Consider the following 14,400-nt stretch of genomic DNA (forward strand, 5'->3'; position numbering starts at 1 on the left):
AGCTGTTGCCATGAATGTAAAAAAACTAAGCCTATATCTTTTCTCTATCAATTTAGTGACTAGTTTTTTTGCTGTGGCTGCAGCAGATGAAGTCAACGAATCTCTGATAGGAACTTCTACAGATACAAATGCTTTCGACTTAGAAAATAGTGCTCAGATACTGATTTCAGATATTGTTGAGCAGGAAGATGCCGATACTCAAGAAGAAACAGTCACAGGAAATCGAGTCATTGAATATTCGACCAGTCCTTTCGAGGCTAATTTTTTAGAGCCTGCAACTATAGAATCAGCAACTACATTGCCTTCAGGCGTTCTTGATCTTAGTTCTGGATTTATTGTCTATCCTACTAATTCAGAATCCACTGGTGTGGGGTTACAAGTATATTATGGTTCTATTGAGTATGGTGTTACGGACAGGTTACAAATAGGTGCGGATGTCTCATTTTTTGATGATGTTTTAGGTGATAGATTTAATGGAGAAAGAACTAATCTAACTTTTTCATCTGTAGCACCAAATGTTAAATACAAGCTGATCGAAGAGCCTTCCTATAGTCTTGGGATTGTTGGTTCACTTGAATGGATACAAGTCCGTTCCGAAAATGGTTTATTCAGTGAACAAGGTACTTCTGCCCGCCAAAAAGATAATGTTCTGGCTGGTACCATTCAATTACCAGTGACATATAACATCTCCGAAAATGCTCAGTGGCATGCAGTGGCTGGAGCGACGATTTTCCCTGAGACCGTTAATGGGGGAGATTTCTACGGTACTTTCTTTAATGTTGGTACAGGGATAACTCTTCAATTAAGCGAAAGATTTGGTTTGCTAGCGGACATTAATTTTCCGATTGGCTCTTCTGGCGGCAATAGCGTCAATACAGACGGTAGTATTAGCGAAAAAGTGGTTTGGAATGCTGGTTTTAGTTATTTGCATAGTCCGAATCTCGCCTTGGATTTTTCAGTGACCAACCGGCTAGGCACCACACCAGCAACTAAGTTACTAACCTTTCTACCCAATGGTGATGAAGTAGGAGCTCTATTTAAGCTTAGATATACACCTGATCTTGCTCAAACCTATCGGGGGAACTTTGGAGATAATCCTTTTCCCCCTATGACGTATCGAGAGAAGCAATTACTATTTGATGGCATTCTTCTTAGTAGTCCTACCACTGTTCGTAAAGGCATGATTCTTTTGGATGGTGGAATTACTACTGATGGGGACAGTGGTGGCGCACAGCTTAGTTTTGGTCTCAGTGATACCGCTCAAATAGAATTTCTAGCTTCGCAATTAGCAGATAATGATCAGCCGTTACAAAATAATTTTAAATCTGGTGTTGCGACTAAACTTAATTTTTTGAATCAGGCCCAAGGTGATCCCTTTTCCTTAGGTTCGAGAATTGCACTTGTATTTCAAGATGGTACCGATTCCTTTTTAGGAGATTTATCTTTTGCTTATTCTCCCAATGATACGATTAGTTTTACGTTAAATCCGAAAGTAGCGTTATTTTCTGACGAGAGCATTGTTGGTGCAGGTTTAGGTGTTAATTTACAGCTGTCTCCCGGACTACAGCTAATTGGTGAAGTAACTCCTATGCTTAGTGATGATCCCTTTGTTTGGGCAGCTGGTGCGCGTTATTTATTTCCCAAATCCAATTTTGGTTTAGGAGTTTATGGTACCAACACCTCAGGCAAAGGAAATATTGGTAGCCTAATTCGTCAATCTGATGATGATGTGAGCGTTGGTTTTAATTTAATGTGGTTATTAGGTGGTGGTAGAAGTGATTAAACATATCTTATGAAATCGTCTCCATACCTCTAAAAAAATGACTGATGTCATTCATTTTAAGTTGCAGGAATTGTTTCTGGCAGCCTCGTCTACCCACCATCAAGATTAATACTAATTTTCTACATCTTATCCCCTCAATTTAGCTGCAGAATTTGGGATAAATACCGTCGTTTTTCAGGGTTTTTACTTAACATAAAATCCTCAAGCGGCTTGGGAATTTTTCTTATTTAATGCCATTATCTATCTCTGTAAAATCACCAGAAGAACAAATCAATCAATTTTCTCCGGAGTAAGAAATTTCAAGCAAAAGGTTAAGGCTAAATTCCAGAAAACTGCGATTTTCAGGGAAGCTAAATTAGATACAAGCTAGATTGAAAGAAACTGCCATACTCTAGGGTAACCATCGTGATCGCTTTAAAGTTATTCAGGGTATGGATCGTCCCCACGCTGCACCTCAATTTTCCCAAACCCCTTTTCAACGGGTAACAACTGGGTCGATCTTTTTTTTAATCACCATTGTGATTGCGATCTGCGGCTACATGCTGTTTGGTTGGACGGCCCTAGAATCGTTTTATATGGTCGTGATCACGGTGTTTGGGGTGGGATATGGAGAAGTCAAGCCCCTGGAGACGACGCCGGAAAAACTATTTACGATTTTTGTCATCTTAGCGGGGACATCAGCGGCCATCTATGGGGTGGGAGGATTTGTGCAAATGGTGACGGAGGGAGAGATTAATCGGGCGTTTGAGGCAGAAAGACAGCGCAAAAGCATTTCCAATTTAGAAAATCACATTATTATTTGTGGCTTTGGCTATATTGGCCAAATTTTAGCCCAAAAACTTGAAGATTCGGGACACGCTTTTGTGGTGCTCAGTATTGATCCAGAACAATTGGCGATCGCCGAACAGCGGGGTTATCTGACTAAGGAGGGAGATCCGGCAGATGAGCTGATTTTGCAGGGGTTAGGCATTCGGCGGGCCAAGGCTTTAGCGACGGTGCTTGATAGCGATGCCAGCAATGTATTTATTACTTTGACTGCCCGGGAATTGAACCCAGACTTAATGATTTTGGCGCGGGGGGAAGTGCCCAGTACCGAAAAAAAGCTCCGGTTAGCAGGGGCAAACCACGTCATTTTACCGGCCAGTGTTAGTGGGGCGCGGATGGCTAATTTGATTACGACACCTCCCGCAACGGATTTTTTTAGTCAGTCTTCTCAACAAGAACAACTGAATGATCTTTTGCAACAAATTAATGTGCAGATGATCGAGTTGGCGATCGCCCCCCAATCATCCCTCGTGGGGAAAACAGTCCGGGAGCTAGAAATTCGCGGCAAAGGGGCTTTTATTGTGGTGGCTTTACGGCGATTTCAAGGCGATTTTATCACCCATCCAAGTCCAACTTTAATGTTGACTTCTGGGGATATTTTAGTGGTTTTGGGTCACGAAGAAGACATTCCTAAATTTGCCCGGTTTTATCAATTATTTCAACCTAAATAAGCTTTTTTCCTCAGCAAAATTAATTTAATCCCGATGAATTATCCGTTTCTAAGGAAACCCATTACTTTATGATTGATCAACTGTGGTTGCTAATTTGTGCTGGTTTGGTACTGTTGATGCAAGCTGGCTTTATGTGCCTCGAATCTGGCCTGACCCGCACAAAAAATAACATTAATGTGGCCGTTAAAAACCTCTCCGATTTTGGTCTGTCGGTGATGCTGTTCTGGGGGATTGGCTATGGTTTGATGTTTGGGCTATCCCAATGGGGAGGGATCGGTGGAAGCAATTTCTTTTTGGGCACGACTGGCAACCCCGAAGAGGCCGCTTTTTTCCTATTTCAGGCGATGTTTTGCGGTACGGCCACAACGATTATTTCGGGGGCGATCGCCGAACGCCTCAAGTTTGAAGCCTATATCATCATTGTGATCCTGGTGTCGGGGTTTATCTATCCGGTTTTTGGACATTGGGCCTGGAACGAAGCGGGCTGGTTGCGACAACTGGGGTTTCTGGATTTTGCGGGCAGTACGGTGGTGCATAGCATGGGGGCTTGGGTGAGCCTGGGCACCTTGCTTTTAGTCGGAGCCAGAGAAGGGCGATTTACCCTCACGGGAACCCAAAAAATCCAAGGATCGAACTTGCCCTTTGCCGTTTTGGGGGCGTTGCTGTTGTGGGTGGGCTGGCTGGGATTTAACGGGGGAAGTACCTTCGTTTTTAATGACCAGGTGCCCCAAATTATTACGAATACAGTGCTGGCAGGAACTGCGGGGATGGTGACGGCGATGCTCCTCAGCCAATGGTATCTCAAGCGCTCAGAGGTCGAGGAAATTATTAACGGTTCCCTGGCAGGGCTGGTGGCGATTACGGCCTGTTGTGATCTGGTGTCGAGCCCTTTGGCGGTGGTGGTGGGGATAACGGCGGCTGGAGTAGCCCGGTGGGTGTCGAGTCTTTTAAAGCGCTACAAAATTGATGATGCGGTGGATGCGATCGCCGTTCATGGGGGCGCGGGACTGTGGGGAACCCTCTGTGTCGGTTTATTTGGCAATGTTGAAGCCCGCCATAGTCAACTGTTGGTACAACTCTTGGGGGTGGCGATCGCCCTTGTCTGGGGGACGGGGCTGACTTGGCTAATTTTGCAACTGTTGCAGCGGTGGTATCCCTTGCGGGTTTCCCCGGAAGCCGAAGCCCTGGGTTTGAATATTTCTGAACATGGAGCGAAGACCGATGCCTACGAACTGTTTCAGGTGATGGATCACCAGGCCGCGACCCAAGACTTGACCCTGCGGGTACCCGTAGAACCCTTTACGGAAATTGGCCACATTGCCACCCGTTACAACCAAGTGATCGACGCCCTCGAACAAAATCACCGGGAAAATGCCGAATCCCTAGAGGAACTTTATACAATCACCGCAATGGCCGTGGCCGCCATTGAGCACCAAAATTTTGACCCCGATTTGCTTGCCAGTTTTGGCGATCGCCCCGATGAATTGGGCATTTTAGGCCGCTCCCTCCAACAATTGCTCCAGACTATTAACCAGCAAACAGCGGCCCTCGAACAACTACAGCAGCAACAACAAACGACCCTGAAGGCCGTGCTCGGAGAAATTTTCCAGCAGCGGTTTGGGGAGCCGAGTCTCACCTATCAAGGACAATTACCCGATTTGCCCCCGGCGCTGACCATGGCCGAAATCATCCACATGGCGATCGCCGCCACCAGCTTTGGGCAATTTTTAACACAAGTGCAGGCTACCAACGTTGCCTCTGGAGAAAATCAGCCAGTTGCCGCAGATTGGAGCGATTGAAAATATAAATTCACCAAGTCCTGAAACACTGACAAAGCCTCTACCCTTGGGCCTGCCTTTTTCCGGGAAAATTAAACCATAGGTCTTTTCGGAGAATTGTTAGCTGTGGTCATCGATGCTCAGGATCGTTACGAAGCGCGTACCCAACAAATTGCCAGGGAGTTAATCGCTGCCACCAGGGAAAAACGGTCATTTTTCTCGAAAATCCAAGACCAGATGCGCCTAGATGATAAATTGCTAGGCTGGGCCATGGAAAATCCCCATTTGCGGGTGCAACTGTTTCGCTTCATTGATGTGTTGCCAGCCCTCAAGGACAATACGGCGATCGCCCAGCATCTCCAACAGTATCTAGGGGATGAGTCGGTGGAGTTACCCGGAGCCTTAAAAAAAATCCTCAATTTTACTGAACCCCATTCTCCTCCGGCACAGATCGCGGCCGCAACCATTAGTAAATCCGTGGAAACCCTCGCGTTTAAATATATTTCGGGGGAAAACGTCAAGCAAGTGCTAAAAACCGTTGAACGTCTGCGTCGAGACAAAATGGCGTTCACCATTGATCTCTTAGGCGAGGCAGTGATCACCGAATCAGAAGCCCAGAAATATCAGCAAACTTACCTCGATTTAATGGCGGATTTGGCGACAGCGGCAAAACATTGGTCTAAGGTCGATGCCATTGATGCGGCGGACGGGGAGGATCTCGCCAAGGTGCAAGTATCCGTAAAATTGACAGCGTTTTATTCCCAGTTTGATCCCCTCGATCCAGTGGGCAGCAAGGAGAATGTGGCGGAACGGGTGCGGCTATTGTTACGCCATGCCCAGGAATTGGGGGTTGCGGTGCACTTTGATATGGAGCATTACGAATATAAAACCCTCACCCTCCAGATTTTGAAAGATGTATTGCTAGAAGCGGAATTTCGGCACCGCAGTGACATTGGCGTGACTTTACAGGGCTACTTGCGGGATTCTTACGCCGATTTAGAAAGTTTAATTGAGTGGGCTAAGGAACGGGGTACCCCTGTCACTGTCCGTTTAGTGAAAGGGGCTTACTGGGATCAAGAAACGATTACGGCGCTGCAAAACCATTGGGAACAGCCGGTTTTTAACGAAAAGGGCGCGACGGATATTAATTACGAACGCATGACCCGGCTGCTGTTGGAAAATCATCAATTTCTCTACGGGGCGATCGCCAGCCATAATGTGCGTTCCCAGGCGGTGGCCTGTGCGATTGCAAAAGAACTGAATATTCCCCGGCGTAATTTTGAATGTCAAGTGCTGTACGGCATGGGCGACCAAATTGCGAAGGCGTTGGTAAAAGAAGGTTATCGGGTGCGGGTGTATTGTCCCTACGGCAGAATTTTGCCGGGCATGGCCTACCTAATCCGGCGTTTGTTGGAAAATACCGCTAATAGTTCTTTCCTCCGCCAGAACCTAGAAGAGCGTCCCGTTGAAGAATTAATCGCGCCCCCCACTGGTGATCTCAAGGCAACGATTCACGACCTTGATAGTAGTCATCTGCAATTTGCCGGGGCTGCCAACGTTGATTATGCCGAGCCAGAACTGCGGGATAAGTCCCAATTTGCAATCGCCGAGGTGAAAAAACAGCTTGGCAAACGTTATCTGCCCTACATCAACGGTGAATATGTACAAACCGAAAATTTTGTGGACTCGGTGAATCCCTCCCGTTCCACAGAACTCATTGGTAAAGTTGGTCAAATTTCCCTAGAGCAAGCAACGGAGGCGATCGCCGCCGCCAAAGCCGCTTTTCCCGCCTGGAAGAAAACCCCAGTTTCGGAGCGGGCCAACATTCTCCGCAAAGCTGCCGACATCATGGAAGCCCGTCGCCACGAGTTGAATGCGTGGATTTGTCTAGAAACGGGCAAAATCCTCAAGGAAGCGGATCCAGAAGTCTCCGAAGCCATTGATTTTTGTCGCTACTACGCCGATGAAATGGAGCGTTTGCACCAGGGTTATACCGTTAAACCCGATGATTTATCCCAGGTACAGGGCTTCAAAAAATATGATGTTTGTGGCGAAACCAACCGCTACCATTACCAACCGCGCGGCCTTGCGGTGGTGATTTCTCCGTGGAATTTCCCCTTTGCGATCGCCACAGGGATGACCGTTGCAGCCTTGGTGACAGGCAACTGTACCCTCCTAAAACCCGCTGAAACCTCCAGCGTGATCGGTGCAAAAATCGCGGAAATCCTCATTGAAGCGGGGATCCCCAAGGGTGTCTTTCAGTTTGTGCCAGGACGTGGCTCCACCGTAGGCGCAGCGATGGTTAAACATCCCGATGTGCATCTGATTGCGTTTACGGGTTCCCGTGAAGTGGGTTGTAATATCTATGCCAATGCGGCGATCGTCCAACCGGGCCAAAAGCACTTGAAGCGGGTCATTGCCGAGATGGGCGGCAAGAATGCGATTATCGTCGATGACAGTGCCGACCTCGACCAAGCGGTGACGGGTGTGCTCCATTCGGCCTTTGGCTATAGCGGTCAGAAATGTTCGGCTTGTTCCCGTGCCATTGTGATGGAAGCAATCCACGATATTTTTGTGGAACGTTTGGTGGAGGCGGTGAAATCAATCCAGGTCGGTGAAACGGATAATCCGAGCGTCAAGATGGGGCCGGTGATTGACGGGGCAGCCCAAGCGAAAATTAAGGACTATATCTTGAAGAGCAAGGAACAATCAAAAGTCGCCTTTGAAACGGCAGTTCCCAACAATGGTTATTATGTGTCCCCAACTATTTTCACTGATGTGCAAGCGGATCAGGCGATCGCCCAGGAGGAGATTTTTGGGCCAGTATTAGCGGTGATTAAAGTCAGTTCTTTTGATGAAGCCTTAGCGGTTGCCAATGGCACAGACTACGCATTGACCGGGGGCATTTATTCTCGGACACCGCAACACATCGAGCGAGCAACGGAGGAATTTGAAGTGGGCAATCTCTATATCAACCGGGGGATTACGGGGGCGATCGTGGCCCGTCAACCGTTTGGGGGCTTTAAGATGTCCGGTGTAGGTTCTAAGGCGGGTGGCCCTGACTATCTCCTGCAATTCCTAGAGCCACGCCATGTGACTGAGAACGTCCAGCGTCAAGGCTTTGCGCCCATTGAAGGAGTTGATTAATTTCTAAAAAATGGCGATCGCCTTTCTGTAGAAATATGGGATGGCGATCGTCTCAATTACTTTAATCGGGTGGGTGCCATCCTGCCGAAATCCAAGCCTGTCGCACCATGACTGCATAGGGATTATTCAGTTGAAGAGCAAGCACTGTTGCGCGACCACAAGCAGTTAAACCACGAATCAAAGCACCTTCTCTTTCCCAGATGAAATGTTCTGACCATTTCTGAGTGCGGGGGTTAAATAAAGCAACAGTTGTATTTGTCTCTATGTCCATGCCGTGGGTTTTTGTGCCTTTGTAGGAATTGCAGAGACGGCAAGCTAGCCACAAGTTATCTTCTTCGTCTGAGCCGCCTGCTGCTTTTGGGATAATGTGATCGATTTCTAAGATGCCTAAAACATATTTCTGAAGGCTTTTGCAGTAACCACATTGATTATTGGCGGTTTCTCTCACCCGTTGGCGCAGCTCTTTTGGGATGTAGCTCATTCGCTGAGGGGCTGAATTAATCCACGTTTTACGGCTTCGTTTAATGCTGTCGCTTTACGCAGAAGTCCCTCTTGATAAATTTGCATCAAGGTCTGAAGTTCGGAGGAGTCGGGATTGGACAGTTGCCCTGCTTGTTGTAAATCCAGTAGCTGGCTAAGGCGAGCATCTTGTTCTGGCTCCATCTGTAGCTCGGTTAGACCTAAGATCTCTTCATCGTCTAAGGCTGTAATCGCAGGAGATGCTGTATTGTTGGGAGCAGGAATGAGAAGCTGAATACTCTCCGCCACGACACTAGACAAGTCACGATTGGCGAGATGGGCAAATTGCTCAACTCTCTGGTAAACGTCATCTGGTAACTCAATCGTAATGCGAGTGCTCATAAATTCTGACTACTTAATGAGTTGAACTCTGGCTAAAATTATATCGTGAGGTTTTAGCGTTCAAGATGTCTGGTGTGGGTTCTAAGGCGGGCGGCCCTGACTATCTGCTGCAATTCCTAGAGCGGCGTCATGTGACTGAGAAGGTTCAGCGTCAAGGCTTTGCACCCATCGAAGGCGTTGATTAATCGATGAAGTAGTGGCGATCACCTTTCTGTAGGAATACTGGGGGGCGATCATTTTATTAGTTAGCCAAAATAAACAAGCTCTTATTCTTTAAATTGCAAGCTAAAATAGTCGGAATATCACTCAACTTGAAATACTCGTTTTTTTAAAAAAATTCGCTGAATTTACTTTCAGGCTAGCAAAATGTTCGTTCTTACTCGTGAAGACGCTCTAAAAAGATTGGAGCAAATACAAAAAAAATACGATAGAGACACATTAATTCGCAAAGCTATTAATGAAGCAGAGACAAGGTTACTTATTATTGACGAAATTCTATCTTTATTGGGCTGGGCTAAAGATGATTTTTGTCCTGAACATACGGTAAAAAATGTTGGATTTATTGATTATTTAATCACAGCAGATAATATTCCCCGCTTTATTGTTGAAGCAAAAAGAGTCGGACAAACATTTATTTACCCCACTAAAAAATTACAAAAGAGTCAATATTCATTAGGTTACATGCGCACTGCATTTGGTCAATCATTGACTGAAGTCATAACGCAAGCTGAAGGATATTCTCAAGAAAAGGGTGTACCGTTTTCTGTGCTCACAAATGGTGCAGAATGGATATTGATACAAACCCATAGAACAGAGCAAAAAAAACTAAATGATTTGAATTGCTTTTATTTTGGCAATCTATTAGCCGATTCATCACGCTTTAATTTACTATGGGAGCTGCTATCAAAGCCATCAGTATTAGACGGCAGTTTAGAAGAAAATTTTTCACAAATTAATATCTCATCTGCCGAATTTGTATTAAGTCCTGATTCAAAGCTACCTGAGATTCAATGGAAGATTGATAGAGATATAAACCATAAATACATAAGAGATTTTTATGATTATTTCTTCGGCGAAATCATTGACTCTGGCAGAAAAAAGATGCTGAAAAAATGTTTCATCAGCAATTCGAAACTTGATCAGTATCAAAAAGAAATGAAACAAGTATTGCAAGATGCTAGGCCAACATATATTCCCGATATCGAAGATATAGAACCAGATCATGAAAATGTTCCCTTTCTAAACTCTTATACAGGAGATCAGAAAGGCAAAGTTATTTTAGTCGTTGGTTCTGTCGGTTGTGGTAAATCAACATTTGTCAATAAGATTCTTGATGAAGAACAAGAGAAAGAACGAGGTTCTAACCAAGAATCAGAAAATATTTCTATAATTTTAGATCTGATCAATGAATTTGATGGAACTTCAGATACTATCAATAGATATTTATGGGATTTAATTGATAAGGAATGGAAAGAGAGAGAACCTGAATCTTACAAGTATAAGACTCTGAGAAAAATCTTTGGTAGAGAACTCAAGCTTCTACATGATGGACCATATGCGACTCTCTTTGAGAAGGATCCTGAGTTACTAATGCGAAAAGAAGCAGAAAGATTAGATGACTTATCTTCTTTGCCAGAGACTTTTTTATCCAATAGTTGGAAGTATTATAGACAAACAAAAAAGAAGGGAATTATTCTTTTTTTGGATAATATTGACAGAACATCAGATAATTATCAAAGATTTGTTTACACGTTCTCTCATAAGATTGCTAGTCGGACTGGTGCTACTGTTATTGTAACGATGCGTGAAGGCACTTATTTTAGAGGAAAGAAATTTGGATTTTTGGATGTTCGATCTGATGATATAGTTTATCATTTACAAACTCCTAATCGAGTAAAAATTATATCTAAGAGAATTGAGTACGTTAAAAATCTAGAAAGTTACTCAGACTCTGGAGAAAAAGATTATAGGTTATCTAAATGGAAACAAAGAAAAGATTGGAGCGAGTTCCGAGCAGCTTGTTTGATTTTTGCAGAGACACTCAAAGCGACGTTCTTAACTTCCTGTCACTCATCTCAAGCATTAGGGCTTTTAAATGCCGTATCTTGGCATAATCTTCGCAGTTTTTTAACTCTTTTGAAAGATTTGCATACTGTATTAGGAAATGATCGAGATGGATGGTCTATCAGTTATATCATTTCTGCCTTAACAACAGCCAATATTGATGAAGAGAGTAAATCGATATTACCTAATATATATTTTCCTATATTTAGAGAGTACCCTTGTTATTTTTTGAAAGTCAGAATTGTCTTGATGTTGATGTATGGCAAACATCCATCAGAATTGAGAAAAGGAATTTCTCTCAATGAATTACTGACATTTACCAAAGTATATGGCTATCAAGAAAGGTGGAGTAATTTAGCAATTCAAGAAATGGTCAAAGAAAGATTGATTGAATGCATGGAAATTCCTACAGAGAAAGATTTCACCAAAGACTATCAACTTTCTGACAATCATACGTTTAGAGCTGCTCCTCTTGCAGTTGCAATGGCTGAGAAGATATTTTGCGACAAAATATATCTTCTAGCTGTAGGTAGAGAAATACCTTTTCATAGTGAAAGATTATTTAATCAATATATTGATTTAGTCAAAGATTTTTTTGAAATAGTTCATGATATTCCTTTTACGAAAGAAGGAATAAGCCTATTTCTAGAAACAAAAGCATACAAGGTTGTTGCAAGATTTTTGATTGAGCAACTAGAGAAAGAAACACCACCTCATTCAAAACAATTTCCAACAATCTCTAATGTCGAGAGTCAGCTAGAAGTAATGATTCGAAAACTTCGAAAGATTGCAGAAATGCTAACTACTCGTTTAAATATTCCACAAAGCCATCCCGTTAATCAACAAGAATATTTGTTTGATACTGCTGAGTATGAAAATCAGTGTTCTCCCAAATTAATAACAGAAGTTCCACAAGAGTTCACATATTATAATTCGAATATTTCAAGATTGCCTCCTAAGATTTTTTGGGCTCTTGTTGAGCTAAAAGCAAGGGAGCAAGAATGGGTTACAGGAGCAGAAATTACTAGAATAATTAATCAGTATTTAGTTGATGACTTAAATCAAGTCGAGTCCACAAATATTTCCAAAGCTTTGCGAGGGAAAGAACTGCGTGCTATGAAGTGGTTGATTCATAAAAAAGTTGCCGATAAAAAAACCCTTTATAAAGTTTCTGATGATTGGGTTGAGTATTGGTCTAGCTTTTTTCAAGATTCTCCACCTCCAACACTACTATGAACAATCATCAGGAAAATCAGAACACCTTCTGTTAATGACGAGATAAGAGATCCGGCAATCGCCTGTTTTTGCGGGTCACGAGGATCGTTAACGTAAATAAGAATGTTCGTATCAACCGCGTTCATGCAACATCTCCCGCGTAAACCGAGGAGCATCAGAAGGGATAGGAGTTTGTTGCATCCGTTCTACAAGTTGCATTAGAAAGTTTTGTCGAGCGGCAAGGTCACTGATTTTAGGAGGAATAACTTGAGAGGATTGCACCAAAAGCTCCACTTCGACGCCTTCAGGCAAGTCACAATCTGTCTGAAGGATAAACATACCACTTCGATAAACGGCTTTTATGGCTTGGGACATGGGGAAACTCCTTCTGTAAGGCAGGCAACCTTGCGAATAACGACTCAAACTACTGACATAGCTTCATTTTAATCCAGATACTAATATAGATTTACTGAGACTGCTCATGATAAAATACATGCCTCACAATTCGGAAATCAATGACGATTTGCGTCCAGAATATGACTTTACGCAGATACCTATTGTGGCAAGTGGACAACGGCGACAAAAACAAACTGAGACAGTCAAGCCGATACCGAAAGTGGCGACTTCAGAGCAAGAAAAAGAGTTCAGTGCCCTCGAACTTGCTGGAGATCTTGTTGGATGTGTTGATGCTCCAGAAGACTTGGCAACGAACAAAGATTACTTTGAAGGCTTTGGTCAATGAACAAAAATTCAGTTGTGTGGAGAGATAGGGGGATGATCGTGGCCCGTCAACCGTTTGGGGGTTTCAAGATGTCTGGTGTAGGTTCTAAGGCGGGAGGCCCTGACTATCTCCTGCAATTCCTAGAGCCGCGTCATGTGACGGAAAATGTTCAGCGTCAAGGCTTTGCTCTTATTGAAGGCGTTGATTAATGACCGGAAGAATGGAGCTAAAGCCCCGTCCTAACTTCAGCAAGTTCAGTCACCTTCTAGGACAGCTTTCTGGTAAAGAGCATTGGGAGACCCTAAACGAACATGGAGAGATGGTAAGGCCAATTGTGTCGCAACCCAGCTAAGTATCAAGAAATCTTCGACCGTTTACGGCGGGAAAGTATGTCAACTTTTTACTGGAGTGTTCAATGGACGGTCATCCATATCGGCAACATTTAAACGTTGTTTTTCCTTGTGAATATGACCATTTTTGACCATGTGAGAAAATGCGCAGTTAAGACCGACAGGTATGGGGTTTGGCGACCAAAAAACTCCACTTTTCCACCATTACATCTTGAGCACGACTGAGCCGCGTCCTAGGGGTGGGGCATAATATTGGGGATATGTTGCCCATCACGGGGTTGCCACAAGGGAGTTGCAAAATCTGTAACCCAACGCTGGTCTCTATTTTTCTCACCTAAGCTGTAACTATGCGCCCTAGTCTCCAAGCCGTTCCTACCCCTGCGTCTTTTGCGGATTTGCCCCTGGCCCAGCCCCCCGATGGTCAGCAGCTAGAGAATATTAAAAGTCATCTGGACTTGATCTTATTGGCGTTGGAGTCCTTAGCGGGCCTGAGTTCAGAAGCGATGTTACAGGCGGCCAAAGAGCTAAATTTAGAGGCAGTCATCGGCGATCGCGTTACCTTATGGCGACTGCGACAGTCCAACCCCCTCCGGAAAAGTAGTGGGGGCCGCAAAAAATTAGACGTCGAAGAAGCCCGCTCTTTGGTGTTGATCATCTGCCATTTAGCCCGCCAGCAGCAGGATGACATTCGCCGCGCCTGCGCTCTCCTGGAACAGATGACCGAACAAGGCCAGGAACCCCACCGAGCCGCCCTTTTAGGGGATTACCTCGATAACTTTAGCAATACCTACCAAGAACGCATGGAGGAAGGGGAGGCGATCGCCTCGGCCTCCTTAGTGGGACTCGCCCTGAAATTACTGATTGATTTGCTGTTCTATGGGGCCAAAAATGGACATCGACGCCTCTGGTTAGCATTAATCGATCAAGGCAAAACCTAGAGACTTGACCTAAACTCCACCCTTGATTTTTTCTCTTTTTTACTCAA

General features: G+C 44.4%; 11 protein-coding genes. 8 read left to right on the forward strand and 3 right to left on the reverse strand.

Annotation, left to right across the window (positions count from 1 at the left end):
- The first annotated feature begins 10 nt into the window (after positions 1-10).
- From AWQ22_RS05465 to pruA, 4 genes are all read left to right on the forward strand, one after another.
- On the forward strand, positions 11-1,783 hold the full coding sequence (locus AWQ22_RS05465) for a hypothetical protein (protein WP_065710420.1): 1,773 nt from the start codon (positions 11-13) through the stop codon (positions 1,781-1,783).
- A 431-nt stretch (positions 1,784-2,214) separates the two neighbouring features.
- The gene (locus AWQ22_RS05470; protein ID WP_065710421.1) at positions 2,215-3,279 is read left to right on the forward strand and encodes a TrkA family potassium uptake protein; all 1,065 of its coding nucleotides are present in this window, start codon (positions 2,215-2,217) and stop codon (positions 3,277-3,279) included.
- Positions 3,280-3,347: 68 nt separating this feature from the next.
- Entirely contained in the window at positions 3,348-5,078 is a 1,731-nt protein-coding gene (locus AWQ22_RS05475) for an ammonium transporter (protein WP_065710422.1), read from the forward strand.
- 105 nt (positions 5,079-5,183) lie between these two features.
- Positions 5,184-8,204 carry an L-glutamate gamma-semialdehyde dehydrogenase gene (pruA, locus tag AWQ22_RS05480; protein WP_065711644.1) on the forward strand — a complete coding sequence of 1,007 codons (3,021 nt, stop codon included), beginning with the start codon at positions 5,184-5,186 and terminating at the stop codon, positions 8,202-8,204.
- A 61-nt stretch (positions 8,205-8,265) separates the two neighbouring features.
- On the opposite strand, the gene AWQ22_RS05485 is transcribed toward pruA, so the two are convergent.
- Together AWQ22_RS05485 and AWQ22_RS05490 are read right to left on the reverse strand one after the other, a co-directional pair.
- Entirely contained in the window at positions 8,266-8,685 is a 420-nt protein-coding gene (locus AWQ22_RS05485) for an HNH endonuclease (RefSeq protein ID WP_065710423.1), read from the reverse strand.
- Complete coding sequence (locus AWQ22_RS05490) at positions 8,682-9,065, reverse strand: hypothetical protein (protein WP_065710424.1); 384 nt, start codon at positions 9,063-9,065, stop codon at positions 8,682-8,684. Before AWQ22_RS05490 ends, AWQ22_RS05485 begins: the two co-directional genes overlap by 4 nt.
- Before the next feature lie 366 nt (positions 9,066-9,431).
- Between AWQ22_RS05490 and AWQ22_RS05495 the strand changes: the two genes are divergently transcribed.
- The gene (locus AWQ22_RS05495; RefSeq protein WP_065710425.1) at positions 9,432-12,365 is read left to right on the forward strand and encodes a P-loop NTPase fold protein; all 2,934 of its coding nucleotides are present in this window, start codon (positions 9,432-9,434) and stop codon (positions 12,363-12,365) included.
- A gap of 111 nt (positions 12,366-12,476) precedes the next feature.
- On the opposite strand, the gene AWQ22_RS05500 is transcribed toward AWQ22_RS05495, so the two are convergent.
- On the reverse strand, positions 12,477-12,719 hold the full coding sequence (locus AWQ22_RS05500) for an antitoxin family protein (protein WP_065710426.1): 243 nt from the start codon (positions 12,717-12,719) through the stop codon (positions 12,477-12,479).
- Between the two features lie 118 nt (positions 12,720-12,837).
- On the opposite strand from AWQ22_RS05500, the gene AWQ22_RS05505 reads away from it, so the two are divergent.
- The 3 genes from AWQ22_RS05505 (at position 12,838) to AWQ22_RS05515 (ending at position 14,353) form a co-directional block, all read left to right on the forward strand.
- On the forward strand, positions 12,838-13,086 hold the full coding sequence (locus AWQ22_RS05505) for a hypothetical protein (RefSeq protein ID WP_157094581.1): 249 nt from the start codon (positions 12,838-12,840) through the stop codon (positions 13,084-13,086).
- A gap of 32 nt (positions 13,087-13,118) precedes the next feature.
- Positions 13,119-13,274, forward strand: coding sequence for a hypothetical protein (locus AWQ22_RS05510; protein ID WP_157094582.1), 156 nt, complete (start codon positions 13,119-13,121; stop codon positions 13,272-13,274).
- A 488-nt stretch (positions 13,275-13,762) separates the two neighbouring features.
- Positions 13,763-14,353 (forward strand): DUF3038 domain-containing protein, encoded by a 591-nt coding sequence (locus tag AWQ22_RS05515; RefSeq protein WP_065710429.1) that lies wholly within the window; start codon positions 13,763-13,765, stop codon positions 14,351-14,353.
- The last annotated feature ends 47 nt before the right edge of the window (positions 14,354-14,400 follow it).

The organism is Picosynechococcus sp. PCC 7117 (assembly GCF_001693275.1).
GTDB lineage: Bacteria > Cyanobacteriota > Cyanobacteriia > Cyanobacteriales > MRBY01 > MRBY01.